General features: G+C 62.3%; 19 protein-coding genes and 1 pseudogene. 9 read left to right on the top strand and 11 right to left on the bottom strand.

Annotation, left to right across the window (positions count from 1 at the left end; translation table 11 throughout):
* Positions 1-29: 29 nt before the first annotated feature.
* The 3 genes from AC522E_RS03020 to mnmA form a co-directional block, all read right to left on the bottom strand.
* Positions 30-239: a cold-shock protein gene (locus tag AC522E_RS03020; RefSeq protein ID WP_500748919.1), complete on the bottom strand. Its 210-nt coding sequence runs from the start codon at positions 237-239 to the stop codon at positions 30-32.
* Between the two features lie 235 nt (positions 240-474).
* Positions 475-1,116 (bottom strand): class I SAM-dependent methyltransferase, encoded by a 642-nt coding sequence (locus AC522E_RS03015; protein ID WP_500748918.1) that lies wholly within the window; start codon positions 1,114-1,116, stop codon positions 475-477.
* A gap of 22 nt (positions 1,117-1,138) precedes the next feature.
* Positions 1,139-2,293 (bottom strand): tRNA 2-thiouridine(34) synthase MnmA, encoded by a 1,155-nt coding sequence (mnmA, locus tag AC522E_RS03010; RefSeq protein ID WP_500748917.1) that lies wholly within the window; start codon positions 2,291-2,293, stop codon positions 1,139-1,141.
* 235 nt (positions 2,294-2,528) lie between these two features.
* Between mnmA and sciP the strand changes: the two genes are divergently transcribed.
* Both sciP and AC522E_RS03000 read left to right on the top strand, forming a co-directional pair.
* Positions 2,529-2,804, top strand: a complete 276-nt coding sequence (sciP, locus tag AC522E_RS03005; RefSeq protein ID WP_109595385.1) for a CtrA inhibitor SciP — start codon at positions 2,529-2,531, stop codon at positions 2,802-2,804.
* 266 nt (positions 2,805-3,070) lie between these two features.
* Positions 3,071-3,259, top strand: a pseudogene (locus AC522E_RS03000) (helix-turn-helix domain-containing protein); the annotation flags it as partial.
* Between the two features lie 11 nt (positions 3,260-3,270).
* On the opposite strand, the gene AC522E_RS02995 reads toward AC522E_RS03000, so the two are convergent.
* Together AC522E_RS02995 and AC522E_RS02990 are read right to left on the bottom strand one after the other, a co-directional pair.
* Positions 3,271-4,098 carry a class I SAM-dependent methyltransferase gene (locus AC522E_RS02995; RefSeq protein WP_500748916.1) on the bottom strand — a complete coding sequence of 276 codons (828 nt, stop codon included), beginning with the start codon at positions 4,096-4,098 and terminating at the stop codon, positions 3,271-3,273.
* Between the two features lie 7 nt (positions 4,099-4,105).
* A complete protein-coding gene (locus tag AC522E_RS02990) occupies positions 4,106-5,104 on the bottom strand; it encodes a lysylphosphatidylglycerol synthase domain-containing protein (RefSeq protein ID WP_500748915.1) in 999 nt (332 codons plus the stop codon).
* 279 nt (positions 5,105-5,383) lie between these two features.
* Here AC522E_RS02990 and AC522E_RS02985 point away from each other — a divergent pair, with 279 nt between their 5' ends.
* Complete coding sequence (locus tag AC522E_RS02985) at positions 5,384-6,004, top strand: GNAT family N-acetyltransferase (RefSeq protein WP_500748914.1); 621 nt, start codon at positions 5,384-5,386, stop codon at positions 6,002-6,004.
* Positions 6,005-6,073: 69 nt separating this feature from the next.
* Here the strand turns inward: AC522E_RS02985 and fliJ are convergent, their stop codons facing one another.
* Positions 6,074-6,478 carry a flagellar export protein FliJ gene (fliJ, locus tag AC522E_RS02980; protein ID WP_500748913.1) on the bottom strand — a complete coding sequence of 135 codons (405 nt, stop codon included), beginning with the start codon at positions 6,476-6,478 and terminating at the stop codon, positions 6,074-6,076.
* Between the two features lie 518 nt (positions 6,479-6,996).
* Between fliJ and ctrA the strand changes: the two genes are divergently transcribed.
* Positions 6,997-7,698: a response regulator transcription factor CtrA gene (gene ctrA / locus AC522E_RS02975; protein ID WP_500748912.1), complete on the top strand. Its 702-nt coding sequence runs from the start codon at positions 6,997-6,999 to the stop codon at positions 7,696-7,698.
* A 90-nt stretch (positions 7,699-7,788) separates the two neighbouring features.
* A complete protein-coding gene (locus AC522E_RS02970; protein WP_500748911.1) occupies positions 7,789-8,226 on the top strand; it encodes an EamA family transporter in 438 nt (145 codons plus the stop codon).
* Positions 8,227-8,380: 154 nt separating this feature from the next.
* On the opposite strand, the gene chpT is transcribed toward AC522E_RS02970, so the two are convergent.
* Positions 8,381-9,022, bottom strand: coding sequence for a histidine phosphotransferase ChpT (gene chpT, locus AC522E_RS02965; protein WP_500748910.1), 642 nt, complete (start codon positions 9,020-9,022; stop codon positions 8,381-8,383).
* A gap of 169 nt (positions 9,023-9,191) precedes the next feature.
* Here chpT and AC522E_RS02960 point away from each other — a divergent pair, with 169 nt between their 5' ends.
* The 3 genes from AC522E_RS02960 (at position 9,192) to AC522E_RS02950 (ending at position 11,960) form a co-directional block, all read left to right on the top strand.
* Entirely contained in the window at positions 9,192-10,016 is an 825-nt protein-coding gene (locus tag AC522E_RS02960) for a 3'(2'),5'-bisphosphate nucleotidase CysQ family protein (protein WP_500748909.1), read from the top strand.
* Positions 10,017-10,220: 204 nt separating this feature from the next.
* A complete protein-coding gene (locus AC522E_RS02955) occupies positions 10,221-10,820 on the top strand; it encodes a DUF1134 domain-containing protein (protein ID WP_500748908.1) in 600 nt (199 codons plus the stop codon).
* Positions 10,821-10,946: 126 nt separating this feature from the next.
* Positions 10,947-11,960, top strand: a complete 1,014-nt coding sequence (locus AC522E_RS02950; RefSeq protein ID WP_500748907.1) for a hypothetical protein — start codon at positions 10,947-10,949, stop codon at positions 11,958-11,960.
* Positions 11,961-11,965: 5 nt separating this feature from the next.
* Here the strand turns inward: AC522E_RS02950 and AC522E_RS02945 are convergent, their stop codons facing one another.
* Both AC522E_RS02945 and AC522E_RS02940 read right to left on the bottom strand, forming a co-directional pair.
* Complete coding sequence (locus tag AC522E_RS02945; RefSeq protein WP_500748906.1) at positions 11,966-12,292, bottom strand: hypothetical protein; 327 nt, start codon at positions 12,290-12,292, stop codon at positions 11,966-11,968.
* A 54-nt stretch (positions 12,293-12,346) separates the two neighbouring features.
* Complete coding sequence (locus AC522E_RS02940) at positions 12,347-13,210, bottom strand: D-amino-acid transaminase (RefSeq protein WP_500748905.1); 864 nt, start codon at positions 13,208-13,210, stop codon at positions 12,347-12,349.
* A gap of 113 nt (positions 13,211-13,323) precedes the next feature.
* Here AC522E_RS02940 and AC522E_RS02935 point away from each other — a divergent pair, with 113 nt between their 5' ends.
* The gene (locus AC522E_RS02935) at positions 13,324-13,941 is read left to right on the top strand and encodes a hypothetical protein (RefSeq protein WP_500748904.1); all 618 of its coding nucleotides are present in this window, start codon (positions 13,324-13,326) and stop codon (positions 13,939-13,941) included.
* Between the two features lie 15 nt (positions 13,942-13,956).
* On the opposite strand, the gene AC522E_RS02930 is transcribed toward AC522E_RS02935, so the two are convergent.
* Positions 13,957-14,268, bottom strand: coding sequence for an SWIB/MDM2 domain-containing protein (locus AC522E_RS02930; protein WP_500748903.1), 312 nt, complete (start codon positions 14,266-14,268; stop codon positions 13,957-13,959).
* 156 nt (positions 14,269-14,424) lie between these two features.
* A complete protein-coding gene (locus AC522E_RS02925; RefSeq protein WP_500748902.1) occupies positions 14,425-14,880 on the bottom strand; it encodes a response regulator in 456 nt (151 codons plus the stop codon).
* Between the last annotated feature and the right edge of the window lie 37 nt (positions 14,881-14,917).

Genomic DNA, 14,917 nt, shown 5'->3' with positions numbered 1-14,917 from the left:
GTTGAGAATGGGTCAGCGACCGTGCGACCTCAGGCCGCTTGAAGGTTGCCGGCGGATTGCCTGCCGGTGCGTCGATCCGTTTCGATTTCGAAGCCGATCTTCTGGCCTTCAACGAGGCCTCGCATTCCAGCACGCTCGAGAGCCGACGCATGGACGAAGACATCCTTGCCGCCATTGTCGGGCTGAATGAAGCCGTAACCCTTATGGTCGTTATAAAACTTGACTGTTCCTTGAAGCATTTCGGTTCCCCTCCGGCATGATGACAGAACAAGTCGCGCCAGAGAGCGAAACCTGTCGGTTTTTTTTCGATTTTTGGGAAGAGGACTGAACGCGCGTTCAAGTTAAAACGCAGCGGGGCCCAGAGATCCGGCCAAACAACGACTATACTAAGATAGGGACTTGATTGATAAATAGCAAGGGCGGCCGGGACTCAGGTTATCACGACCCCCCTTTTACTGACTCCAGCGCGACTTTTTACGGACGTTTGCGGACACGCATGAGCTTGAAGAAGCCAGCCGGGAAAAGCGGCTTCAGCTCGACCACGTCCATGCGCCCGGTCGTCCTGGCCCAGGCTTCGACCCGGGAGGCCTTGAAGGCAGAGCTCCAGCCGATGGCCTTGGCAAGCGGAGAGGCCAATTCCTCCAGGGCCGCCACCGGGCCCGAGGGCTGGCCGAAATGGTTGGCGAGCACGATCTCCCCACCCGGCTTGAGCACGCGGGCAAACTCCGAGAGGGCGACCTCCGGCTCCGGCACGAGCGTAATGATGAACTGCGCCGTCACCGCATCGAAGGTCTCGTCGGGGAAGCCGAGGCGGGTGACATCCATGACCTGAAGACTTTTGACATGGGTAAGGCCGTGCTTGTCGACCTTGATCCTGGCCCTCCGCAGCATGTCCTCGGACAGGTCGACTCCGTAGACCTCTGCATGCTTCGGATAATATCCGAGGGATAGACCCGTTCCGACACCGGCTTCGAGCACGCGCGGGCCGCAGGCTACGGCCGCGTTCACGGCGGCGCGGGCGGCCGGCTCGGTCAGCTTGTCGTAGACAACATCGTAGATCGGGGCCCAACGCGCATAAGCCTTGCGCATCAGGGCCGTGGTGGGTCCATCCGTCATGGAGCGTCCTTCAGTGGAAGGCTTAGGCCGCGGCGGGGGCGACCTCAGCTGTCGTGCGAGCGATCGTGCCCCCGCCAAGCACACGTGCCCGGGAAGCATCGCTTTCATAGATGACACAAGCTTGACCGGGAGACACCCCATCTTCCGCCGATAACAACTCCACGCTCGCGCCTTTCTCGTCCAGCCGAAGGATCGCGGGACGGGGTTCACGGGTGGAACGGACGCGCACTGCGACATCCATGCCCTTCCCGCTGAGGCTGCCGAGAGGTGCGTCCCCGAGCCAGTTCACGTCGGCCAGGCGGATAAGGCGCGTCGCCAAAGCCTCCCGGGGCCCCACGACGACCCGCGCTTCCTTGGCATCCAGCCGAACGACATAGAGAGGCTCCCCGGTCGAGATGCCAAGGCCCTTTCGCTGCCCCACCGTGTAGTGGATGATCCCTTCGTGACGGCCGAGGACCCTTCCGTCCATATGGACGATCTCGCCTCCATGCACAGCGTCCGGCTTCAGACGCTCGATCACGTCGCTGTAGCGTCCCTGCGTGACAAAGCAGATATCCTGGCTGTCCGCCTTCTCCGCCACCGTGAGACCGAACTCGCGCGCAAGCGCCCGGGTCTCCTCCTTGGGCAACTCGCCCAAGGGGAAGCGAAGCAGGCTCAGCTGCTCCGGTGTTGTCGCATAGAGGAAATAGCTCTGATCGCGGTCCGGGTCGGCGGCCCGGTGAAGGGCCCTGCGGCCGTCCGGAAGCGCGCGGCTTGCCACATAGTGACCGGTCGCGAGCACATCCGCCCCGAGTTCCCGGGCGGTTTCCAGCAGGTCGCGAAACTTGATCGAGCGGTTGCATTCCACGCACGGAATCGGGGTTTCGCCGGCCAGATAACTCTGAGTGAAACGGTCGATCACGGCCTCGCGGAATCGCGCCTCATAGTCGAGCACGTAGTGAGGAATGCCGATGGATTCGGCCACGCGGCGAGCATCGTAGATGTCCTGACCGGCGCAGCACGCACCCTTGCGATGGGCGGCGGCACCATGATCGTAGAGCTGGAGCGTGATGCCGAGGACATCGTAGCCCTCTCGCTTGAGAAGGGCGGCGACGACGGAAGAATCCACGCCACCGGACATGGCGACCACGACGCGCGTCTGCGACGGGTCGCGGGGAAGATCGAGTGAGTTGAGCATCGTTCCATCCCGAGGCGCCGTTCAAGGCGGCGCACGGAGGGGCCAAAGCACCTCTATAGCGATTGCCGGGCCGATCTTCCAGAGCGCCCGATGGCCCCAAACGTCACGGCTCATTAACCATTATGGCGAAATCGGGGCATGCGCACCGGCCGCGCCTCTGCGCTTAGGAAAACATTAAGCGGCGTCGCATAACGTCATCGTCGACAAGGTCGTTGAATTTTTGTGTGAGCGTATCATGACCGAACCCCACCGCCCGAGGGTCAAGTATGTCATCGGGCCTGACGGCAGTCCGCTGACGATTGCCGATCTTCCACCGTCCAGCACACGCCGCTGGGTCATCCGACGCAAGGCGGAAGTCGTCGCCGCCGTCCGCGGAGGCCTTCTCAGTCTCGAGGAGGCCTGTCAGCGCTATACCCTGACGACGGAGGAGTTCCTCAGCTGGCAGCTGTCGATCGACCAGCATGGGCTTGCAGGGCTGCGCACGACGCGCATTCAGCATTACCGCCAGTAGAATCCCCGAAACGGTCTCAAGGGCGCGGCTTCCCTGAGAGCTGCGCCCTCATCGTATCAGGCGGCCGCGCAAAAGGCATCCTACGGCGACGTTAAGCGATTTCTAACCATACCCGGACAATTGTCCTGCGGCCCCTTTCGCAGAGACAGGTCTGACACGTGCAGCAAGCCTACGAACTCCCGAACCCGCCCTCCTCTCCTTCGATGGCTCCGAATGCGGCCTCGACGACCCAAGGGGCAGCGCTGCTTGCCTCGCGAACGATCCAGATTGGCCGGACGGTCGCCGATGTGGAGCGGCATCTCATTCTCGATACGCTGGACTATTGCCGGGGCAACCGAACCCATGCGGCCAAGATCCTGGGCATTTCGATCCGAACCCTGCGCAACAAGCTGAACGACTATGCGGAAGCCGGATTCGCCGTACCCGAACACGGGCAAGTTCGCGCCGCCGGCTGAACGACCCCGGCTCAGCGCTTGCGAATCCAGAGGCTCGTCTCGAGCGCCCCTGGCTGCAACGGCAATTCGGAGAGAATGCCATGCGGGCGGCCCGCCAGCATGGTCTTTGCCACGAAGTGGCTCGAGAAGACGGGCTCGTAGGCGCCGCCTTGCAGGAGGGTGCCGACCAGGAGCTGCTCGTTATAGCCCCTCCAGTTCCAGACCTCCGGATAGGCGTCCGGCAGGGTCATGTCATGAATATGGATGACGGTTCCGCTCGCGAGGCGCGGCAGCACGTCCAGGAAGAGCCGGTCGACGTCTGTCCCAGGCATGGCGATATGGCTGGAATCAATGAACAGGATGTCGCCGGCGGCCAGCTCCGTGAAAAGGGAAGGATCGGCTTCCTGGAGCAGCACGGCCTTGTGCCGCACGTGGAGTTTCGCCAGGGACGCCCTGGGTGCAGGATCGATGCAGGTGATCCGGGCCTGAAACCCGCCATCCTGCACGGCCTGAGCCATGAAACGGGTGGAATGGCCGGACCCGACCTCGAGAATCCGCGCGGGCCTGTTTGACCGCACAATCGCATAGGCGGCGGCGGCATCCAGCCGGGGGAACCAATCCTGGTCGAAGCGCGCCGGTCCCTGCCCCTGAGCGATCAGGCGCAGGTCCGCGGCGCACGCCTCGATATCGTCGAGGATCGACGAAAACCGAGGCTTCGCGTCCTCGAACAGGGAAACGAGAGCCGGATAGCCAAGGACCTTCACATCGGCGGCGTAGCGATAGGGAATGAAGAATCCTTTGGCTCTGCCTCCCAGAAGCGTCGAGAGACCAAAACCGAGGCGCCGCCATGGAGCCGCCATGGGAGCCTCAGACCAGAGGCGATGGCGGCAGCGGCCCGTCGGGCCTGCCGCGCCCGCGCCAGGCCTGGGCCAGACGCGCCCTCTCGAACAGGAGGACGACGATCAGGGAAAGCGCGAAGGGGATCAGGAGATAGAACACGCGAAAGACGATCAGCGCGGCCAGCACGTCGGGCTTTGGAATATCCGGCATCGCCGTCATGAAAACGAGTTCGAACACCCCGAGCCCTCCTGGCGCATGGCTGACCAGGGCTGCAGAGAACGAAGCGAGGAAAACCGCCAGCACGACGACGAAGCTCGGCTCGAGATGGGCCGGCAGCACGAAGTAGATGATGCCGGCAGCTCCCAGAAGCTCGAGGGGGGCGGCCAGAAGCTGACGCCAGAGAATGGCCGGGCGGGGATATTCGAGCTTCGCCTTACGGACGACGAGGGGCGGAAGGTGGAGGATCGATCCGGCCACATAAAGAGCCGCGAGCCCGAGAAGGATGAACCCGACGATCCGCGCTGTGGCCGGGTTGGTAAGGACGCTCGGCAGCAAATCCTCCAGGCGATGCAGCAGGGTCGGATCGAGGGTCAGCACGATGCCGCCGAGCAAGATTGTGCCAAGGCCGAAGGTAAACGAGCAAAGGGCGACCAGGACGGCGATCTGGGCGGCACTGAGACCTTTCGAGGAATAGGCCCGGTAGCGGACGACCGCGCCGGAAAACACCGATGCGCCGATATTGTGCGACAGGGCGTAGGTCGTGAACGAGGTGACCGACACGAAAAGCCAGGAAATGTGCCGCACGCCAAGATGCAGAAGGGCGATCCGGTCGTACCAGGCCAGCGCCGCGTAGGCGACGAGCGTCGACAACCCGGCGAGCACATAACGATGATGCGGCACCGCCTTCAGGCTCTCCCATACATCGTCGAGGGAGAGGCCGCGAAGTTCGCGATAAAGAAGCCAACCGGAAACAACAACCGCCAGCAGCCCGATCAAGGGCCAGATGAACTCACGCACATTTTTCATCGAAGCGGGCGGCTCCCTGGTAATTTTCCCTGTGTGCCCTACAAGCCTTTGCCCCGCAAGGGGGAAGTCGGTCGCGGCGCCGGGACGCATGAAGGAGGAAATCCGGCTCCGGACAGGATTCGGGCCCCATGGAGATTCGGCGCTTCGCGGACCCATTGGACCGAGCCGACGGCTGCCGCACCCGAGAGGACTCATCAAAGCCGTCATGACCGTTGCCCTCCCGCGACGGCCATGGGAAACCATCCTTACGGCGGATAGACGTCAGGAGAACGTCGCACGATGACAGACCCCTCTTCGATCGAACTGAACCTGAACGGCTATACGGATCTCCCCGACGGCAAGGTTGCAGCGGTCGTGACGTATCTGCAGATGCGCAGGCCGCCTGCGTCCGCCGCAGCGGCCGCGCCGCCCGGCTGGTCCCTCGAGCGAATGACCGGCGACGTCGCGCGCTATCGCGCCCTTTTCCGCAGCATTGGAGAGCCCTGGCTCTGGTTCAGCAGAGCGATCATGCCGGATGAAGAGTTGAGAGCGATCATCGGCCACCCCGGGGTCGAAGCCTATGCCTTGACCGACGGCACGGCCGATTTCGGCTTGCTCGAGCTCGACTTCCGTCCCGCAGGCGAGGCGGAACTCGCCTTTCTCGGTCTGGTCCCAGGGACGATCGGTCGGGGAGCCGGGCGCTTCCTCATCCAGGAGGCGGTCCGCAGGGCCTTCGAAAAGCCCATCGGGCGTCTGTTCGTCCATACCTGCTCGCTTGACCATCCCGGCGCCCTCGCCTTCTACCGACGCGCCGGCTTCGAGCCCTACAAGCGAGCCATCGAGGTTTCGGACGATCCACGGCTGGCGGGACATCTGCCGCCGCAGGCGGGACCGCACGCGCCCATCCTGGGACAGCCCTGACGGGACCACCGCTTAGAAAAGAAAAAGGCGCACCCCGTGCGCCTTTCCAGAAGCAGCCTGCAGTAACGGCTATGCCGAAGCGCGCATAGCCCGCGGCTGTGCAGCCTGGCCGATCATGGCGGTATCGCGGGCCGGATCGGCGCCCCGCTCCCGGTCCTCGAGACTCTCGGCGCGCTTCAAGTCCTCGAAGGCCTCTCCCAGCTCGGCCTTGGCGTCGTCGAGCTGCACATGAAGATTTTGAACAGATTGGCGAAGGTTGTCGCGCCGCTGCGCCGCGGCACGTGCATAGGTCGGATAGGCGAAGTGGTTTGGATCGGAAATTCCGGCCTTATGCTCCTCCGCAGCGATTTCACGATCGAGGTCCACCGCCATGCGGTCAAACTCGGCGATCATCATCTCGATCTGCGCAACCTTTCGACGTTTCTCGTCGACCTGAAAGCGCTTGAGGCGGATGAGCGTATCCCGCGACTTCATTTTGATTCAACTCCACACGTCGCTGTTTCACGTGTCCTGCGGATCGCTCAGTTACCCGCCAGACGGGATTTACCATCCTGCATGGAAGTTGACCGTTCCTTACCGCCTCCGAGGAAATCCCCACGAAAGGTTGCTGTGCGATGGGTCACTTGGACATCCATCTATCCACAGGCGGGGCGCCATCAACCTTTCGTTTACCGAACTCGTTAACACTGAGTCCGTCGCACCGGCCTCCCTTAGGGAAGGCTGGAAGACGGGGACGCAAAGTCCCGAAAAGCAAAGAGTTTCGATCGTGCGGAACGAGTTCGAATGGTGAGTCAGAAACTATACGGCGGCAAGCTCGGACGACGGATGGCGAGAGCCGAGTCGTTAAGCGCTTGCATGTCTGAATCAGGGTTTGTTAACCATTCTGAACTAGCGTTGCGAATCAGTTCAAAAGGGCATCCGCCACAGGCCCTGTGGCGGATGAGCAGCCATCGGCTGGTCAGTGGCCCAAGGGCAAGGGCTGGGGAATAAACATGCGCGTACTTCTCATCGAAGACGACAGCGCAACTGCGCAGAGCATCGAGCTGATGCTGAAGTCCGAGAATTTCAACGTCTACGCGACGGATCTCGGCGAAGAGGGCGTCGACCTCGGCAAGCTCTACGACTACGATATCATTCTTCTCGACCTGAACCTCCCCGACATGTCGGGATACGAAGTTCTGCGCACCCTCCGCGTTGCGAAGGTCAAGACGCCAATCCTGATTCTCTCCGGCATGGCCGGCACCGACGACAAGGTGAAGGGTCTGGGCTTCGGTGCCGACGACTACCTGACCAAGCCGTTCCACAAGGACGAATTGGTGGCTCGCATCCACGCGATCGTGCGCCGTTCCAAGGGCCATGCGCAATCGGTCATCACCACGGGGGACCTGGTCGTCAACCTCGACACCAAGACCGTCGAGGTCGGCGGCGCCCGCGTCCACCTGACGGGCAAGGAATACCAGATGCTGGAACTCCTTTCCTTGCGTAAGGGGACGACCCTGACGAAGGAGATGTTCCTCAACCATCTCTATGGCGGCATGGACGAGCCGGAACTGAAGATCATCGACGTCTTCATCTGCAAGCTCCGCAAGAAACTCGCCAACGCCTCGCAGGGAAAGAACTACATCGAAACCGTGTGGGGTCGCGGCTACGTGCTGCGCGAACCGAACGACGCCGAAGAGCGCATCGCTGTTTGAGACCGAACCCCTCATCCCATGCAAAAAGCCCGGCTATGAGCCGGGTTTTTTGTTATGATGAGGCAACAGAACTCAGGCGGGGTAATCCTCATGCGGTCTGTCATTGTAGCCTGGCAATTCTGGGCTTTGCTCTCGGCTGCCTTCGCCGCCATGACAGCGATCTTCGCGAAGATCGGCATCGAGAACATCAATCCGGACTTCGCCACGTTCATTCGCACCGTCGTTATTCTTGTCCTGCTTGGCGCAATCCTCGCCGGCTCGGGTCAGTGGCAGGCACTGGGCTCTGTCTCTGGCCGGACATATGCGTTCCTGATCCTGTCGGGACTCGCCACCGGCGCCTCGTGGCTGTGCTACTTTCGCGCGCTTAAACTCGGGGATGCGGCGCGCGTCGCGCCTATCGACAAGTTGAGCGTCGTTCTGGTGGCCGTGTTCGGTGTTGTGTTTCTCGGGGAACGCTTGTCCGGATGGAACTGGACAGGCGTTGCGCTGATCGCTGCTGGAGCCGTGCTGGTCGCCTATAAGGCGTAGCCGCAAACGTCTTTCGCGTGCCGTATCGTTCGCGCGGCAGGAGTCTTATCATTGTCCGGCATGGAAGCGTCCAGCCGGTCTCTCCTGCCGCAATAACAGCCGAAGCATCCGCGAGAATCGCCTTGCGCAATCCCTCGGCGTCGTCGAAACGTCCCTACGCCGGCATCGCCCGCAATGTGACCTCGTCGCCGTCGATGCTGAAGGTGGTTGTCATGCCGGACGCACGCGCGACCATTCCGGCATAATAGATCTGGATGCCGTGTGCATCGATCGTACCCGTCTCCGACTCGCCGGCGAGCAGCGATTCCGCATGCAACGGAATACGTGCGTTCATCCCCTTCGAACGAATGATGAACTCGCATGTCTCCGCATCTCCCGACACGCTCGCGGAAATTGAACCACCGCGTGGGATGGCGTTGATCGCGATCATGATCAGGTTGAGCAGCAGCTTGACCCGGTTCTTGGGGAACAGGAGTCGGGGCGCCGACCAGGCGAAGGAGATCTTGTCGTCCAGGAACAGCCCGCGAGCCACATGCTCTGCGTCGCCGAGATCGATGGCGGCACCCGCCGAACCGGCCGCGCCAAAGGCGAGACGGGCGAACTGGAGACGAGCGGACGCCTGCTTCGCGCTTTTCTCGATCAGTTCGAGGGCGAATTCCCGCATCGACGGGTCATTGTCGTCCTCCAGGACCTCGAGCCCGTTCACGATGGCCCCCACGGGAGAGATGACATCGTGACAGACGCGGGAACACAGGAGGGCGGCGAGATCCAGGGAATCAAGAGCAATCGTGGCCATAAGGGCTCCGGAATGACCGTCAGATCGGTCCTATGCTTGCACAAGCGGGTTTCGATCTGCCAAGGTTAGGCGATAACAGGAAAGAGAACGTGAACCGGGATACCCGGCTCAGAGTTCTTTGAAAAGCAGGCAGCGGCATTCACATGCCCTGCGCAACCGGGCCGGAGCCATGACGAGGCTTGACGACAGCGATACCGATTCTCTTGCTCGGCAACTTGCAGTGGTCGCCATCGGGGCCGGACAGATCCTACGCCGCGCGAAGCCTGCCCTCCTCGATCCGTATATCAAGGAAGATGGGACGCCGAGCACGATCGCGGATCTGGCTGCCGAAGAGTTCATCATCGGGCATCTGAAAAGCGCCTGGCCGGGCATCCCGATCATCGCCGAAGAGACTGCATGCCACGAGAAGACGGATACCCATTTCTTCCTCGTCGATCCTCTCGACGGAACCGGCGACTTCATCCACGGGATAGGCGAATACAGCGTCAACATCGCCTTGATCCGCGGTGACCGGCCCGTGGCTGGTGTCGTGGCGGCACCTGCCCTGGGAAGCATCTGGATCGCCGGAACAAAGGCCCTGGTCGGCGCCATCCCCGATCAGCCGGACGGAGACATCGTCTGGCGTCCGGTCAAGACGAGAGCGGCCCCGGAACAGAACCTGATCGCCCTCGTCAGTCGCCGGCACGGGGACCATGCTACGGAGGAGTGCCTCTCGACATTGTCCATCGGGTCAAGGCGGATGACCTCGTCCGCTTTGAAATTCTGCCTCATCGCGTCGGGCGAGGCGGATGTCTACGTCCGGTGCGGTCCGACGATGGAATGGGATACGGCGGCCGGCGACCACATCCTTTCATGCGCAGGCGGAAGGGTCATAGGTCCTGGAGGCGCGCCATTGTCCTATGGCCACAGGAGCCGCGATTACCGCAACGGCCCCTTCGCGGCCCTGGGGGACATCTCCCTCGCACCGCGCCTCGCCCTGCCCGTCTCCTGCTAGGGAAGCGGGAACAGGCGGGTTTTCCGGTCCCACCGTCCGGCGCCATGCGAGCCTGTAGAGAGATTGTTAGGGTTGATGGCCTTAAAAAAGAGCCACCGCCTGTGTCCAAGGCCGGCCTTGGACGGACGGAAATCCGGCCAGGGCCGGTTTTGTCCACTTACCGTCGGGGCCTCGGTTCCGGCATCTCATGCGAGGAGATTGCTCATGGGCTCGCGCTACGCCTTTCTGGCCGCAGCCGCCTTGGCTGCCTTCGTCGGTCTGTTCTCCGCTGGGGCATCGGCTCAGGTGGTCCCCTCCAGCTATACCGCCCCAAACGCGCCGAACTCCTATAACTCGAATGATCTCGTACAGTCGGGACACCAGTTCTTCGGCTCGGCCTCCCGTGGGCTGGCCCTTGCGGTGGAAGAAGCCGTCCGGCGCTGGGGCGAGCCGAACGGCTATATCCTGGGCCAGGAGGCCTCTGGCGCCTTCTTTGGAGGGCTGCGCTATGGCGAGGGCAAGCTTTTCACCCGCAATGCGGGCGAGCGGCGCATTTTCTGGCAGGGGCCGACCCTGGGCTTCGACGTGGGTGGCGAAGGCGCGCGCACGATGATGCTCGTCTACAACCTTCCGGCCATGAACGCCCTGTACCGCCGCTTCGTCGGCATCGACGGCTCCGCCTATCTCGTCGGCGGCTTCGGGATTTCGGCGGCAAAGGCGGACGAAATGGTGGTTGTGCCGATCCGTACCGGCGTCGGCGCCCGGCTGGGGGTCAATATGGGATATCTGAAGTTCACCCCCGAGCCGACCTGGAATCCCTTCTGATCTGCGCTACAAAAGGCGTTCCGGGGCTCTCATAAGGCCCTGGAAAGCGGCGCGGGCACAAGTCAAGGTGCTTGAGCGTTTCCGGTCAGGCACCTTGGAGTTTGAGTCCGCGTGGTCGAAACAATCATGATCTTCGCATTGGGGTTCCTGGCAGCAGCCCTGATCGCGCTTCTCATCATCCCGGCCGTCAACAGCCGCGCGGAGCGTCTGGCCCGCCGACGGGTCGAGGCCCTCTTTCCCATGTCTATCGAGGAGTTGACGGCAGAAAAGGATCACCTGCGCGCCGAATTCGCGGTCCTGCAGCGGCGTATCGAGCGAAAGGCCGAGGAGGCGCAGGCGGTCAAGCATCAGAGCCTCGAGGAGCTCGGCCGCCGTGCCGTTCGCATTCAGGAACTGGAGGATGAGCTGGCCGCCTGCCGCAAAATCATCGCCGCGCGGGAGGCCGAGCTCAAGGCGGCTTTGGACAAGGTGGCGGCGACTGAAGAGGAGCTCGGACGGACGCGCAACTCCCTCTCCAGCGCCCGCGAGACCCTGGCTGCCCTCGAGAACGCCCATCGCGCGACATTGGACGAGCTTTCCAACAACCGCAGGGAGCTGGATGTTGTGCAGGCCGCCCTCGCACGCAGCAAGGCCTCTCTCGCACGACTGGAGGAAAAGTCTGCCGAGCGCGACGCCACCTATGTCGAGGCCGACCAACGCCTGAATGCGGCCTTGAGCGAGCTCGACGTCAAGCGGATCACAATTTCGGACCTCGAGACCCGGCTCATGACCCAGACCGCCCGCGGCGACGATTTCGAGCGCGCTCTGAATGAGCGACACAGTGAGTTGTCGGGCGAGCGCAAGCGGCTTGCCGAGCTTGCCAGGAACCTCTCGGCCGAACAGGAACGCGGCCTGATTCTCGAGCAGCGCATCCGTGAATTGGAAACCGAGCGAGACGGGAAGGTCGCGGAGATCGCCGCTCTCACCAAGCGGCTCGATGAGCAACCGGCACAGGCGGATGCGACCGTCTTGGAAAGCCAGAACGAGGCGCTGCGCCTTCAGATTACCGAACTGGCCGAACGGATCGTGAAAAGCGGCAAAGCCCAGCCCGCCAAGGGCAATCAACCCGCCAAGGCCAATCGGCGCAGGAAATCCGGCTGAGGCCCCTATTTGGGATCGACACGCGGGTTGCCGCCTGGGCTGCCGGGCGGTGGAATGACCGGAGTCGTGCCCGGATTGGGAACCGGGGCCGGGACCGTCATCTCCGGTGTGGCCGTCGCCGGTGGCCGAATGACGCCATCGCTCTTCTCAAGCTTGTCGCTCAAGGTGCCGGTCGATCCCGTTTCCGAAGGGTCGGACGGCTTGATCTTCTCCGCCGGCATATCCTTCGGCGCGGGCATATTCGGCGCTTGGGGCGGCAGGACGGGGGCCTGAGCCAGGGCACCCGTGACGCCGCCTGCCGTCATGACCGCGAGAATGAGCATTCGCTTCATGAATCCGCTCCTTTCAAGGGGAACGGGCCGTCGGGGGAGAGGTTCCGGCAAAGTCTATTCGGCTGCGATGGCCTGCTCCCGTGCCATCTGGAGGTAGAGCTGACGAAGCCTTTGGGTAATCGGCCCAGGCTTTCCATCGCCAATCTTGCGACCATCGATGGAGGTGATGGGAAGCACGAAATTCGATGCGCTGGTCAGAAAGGCCTCGGCGGCATCATAGGCCTCCTCGACCGTGAAACGGCGCTCCTCCAGACGGATGCCGTCCTCCTTGGACAGGCGCAGCAGGGATTGCCGCGTGATGCCAGGCAGGATGGCATGGGACAGCGGGCGCACGACGATGCTGCCTGCCTTCGTGACGATGAACCCGCTCGATGAGCCCCCCTCCGTCACATAGCCGTCCTCGACCATCCAGGCCTCCTGGGCTCCAGCCTCCTTTGCGGCCTGCTTGGCCAGAACCTGCGCCAGGAGCGAGATCGACTTGATGTCCCGCCGCTCCCAACGCTGGTCGGGCACGGTGATCACCGCCATCCCCTCCCGCGCCGCGGGCGTGTCGACGATGGCCTTGGCCTGCGTGAACATCATCACGGTTGGTGTGACGCCGTTCGGGAAAAAGAAATCGCGCTCCGCAACGCCACGGGTGACCTGCAGATAGAGAAATCCCTCTGTCATTCCATTCCGACGCACGAGCTCCTGCTCCAGGCGGGTCCATTCGTTCCGGGAATAGGGATTGTCGATCCGAACCTCGCGCAGGGAGCGCTCCAGACGCTCCAGATGGGCCTCATTGTCGACCAGTCGACCGTCCAGCACGCCGACGCCCTCGTAGACCCCGTCCGCGAACAGAAAGCCCCGGTCCATGATCGGGACCTTGGCCTCTTCAGGTGGCAGGAACGAACCATTCAGGAAGACTATGCGGGACATGGAAACCTCGACAGCACGGAACCGACCACCCTGGCCTCGCCCGGCGAGAAGCCTAGTTATCTGGCTCCGGTCACGCGGGGCATCGGACGGTCAGAGCGATAGGTACTCAGATTATGAAGTGGACGCCATCCCTCATTTCAGCATTCCTGCTTCTCATTCCGACACTGTGCTCGGGGTCAGCAGCAGCGGCTCAGGAGCCACAATCCTGGTTCGTGGAGCAGGGCTATGTTCCCCCTGCGAACGATCGAATCGTCGCCTGTCATGGCTATGGCTGTGCGCGACGAACGGCGCTAGCCATCGACTCCTCCCTGATCCGCAAAGCGAGCACGATTCTGAAATCGGGAAGCCTGACGCCGGAAACGGAACGGCGTGCGCTGCGCGAGGTGGTAAAGCTCTACACGTCCTATCTTGCCAGCCGGATTGGCAGCGCGCCGGACCGGCCCAGATCGCCGCCCTCGCTGGCGGGCCAGACAGGGCAGATGGATTGCGTCGACGAGACGGCGAACACGACGAGCCTTCTCCTTGTCCTGCAGGATCATGGGCTCCTGGTCCATCACGAGGTGGAGCGTCCCGAATCGCGTGGGATCTTCATCGACGGGCGCTATCCGCATACGACCGCGATCATCGCTGAGAAGGGCAATCGCCGGGGATGGGCAGTCGACCCCTGGGCCAAGGCACCCGGAGAGAGGCCGGATATCCTGCCGCTCGCACAATGGCGGCAGGATTCCTGAAAAGGCACCTGAAAGTTATTTCAGATGCTGGGCGAGGTGCTTGTTCATCTCGAACATGGTCACCTTCGGCTTGCCGAAGATCGGCTTCAGTTTGTCGTCTGCCAGAATCTCGCGCTTGTTTTCCGGGTTCTGAAGGTTGTGCTTCTTGATGTACTCCCACATCTTGCTCACGACCTCTCCGCGAGGCAGCGGGTTCGAGCCGACGACCGCCGCCAATTCCTTGGACGGCTGCAGGGGCTGCTGAAGAGCATTGGGCTTGGATCCGGCCGCTTTCTTGGCCGCAGGCTTCTTCGCACCGGCTTTTCCGTCTGTCGTCTTGGTCGGCATGGATTCCTCCGAGAATAGGTAAAGGTGACCCTCCGCAGCCATGAAGGGTCTGTGAAGTGTCCATCGGCCTGGACTAAAGCGGGATGCCGGTCGGTGGCCAATGGTGGCAGAGCTTATGTTTGCTCCGTGCTGTCAGCAAGGCCGTTTTGGCAGGGATCAAGCCGTTTTCGGAAACGGAACGACATTTGGAGCCAAATCTCTGGTCGCATTTGGTTTTCTGCCATCCTTCCGGATTCGTTTCGTCCGTTCGGCAGCGGAAAGCACATGTGAGACGATGGCTTCGTTGGGACAAGGTTTCGCCAGAAAGGCAGCCCCTGGCGGAAGGTCTCCCCGGGCTGGCCACTGCCTCCCCGACATGATGAGGATCTCGGTCTCCGGCCATCTGGCATGAACCACTCCGGCAAGCTCGAAACCGTTGCTGCCAAAGGGCATGTCGACATCCGTCAACAGGACACTGACCGGCAGTCCTGCCTCCAGAATCGTCAAGGCTTCCGCTGAATTCGCGGCCTCGACGACCTTGAAGCCTGCTTCGTTCAACAGGTCTGAAATGAAGAGACGGATGAGGGGCTCGTCCTCGACTAAAAGAACTGTGGACTGATCCTCGAACATCATACTGAAACTCGCGCCACGACGCATCTCAACGCCTGGA

It is taken from the genome of Microvirga sp. BF8 (assembly GCF_059888585.1).
This window is presented reverse-complemented; position numbering and strand designations above follow the sequence as displayed.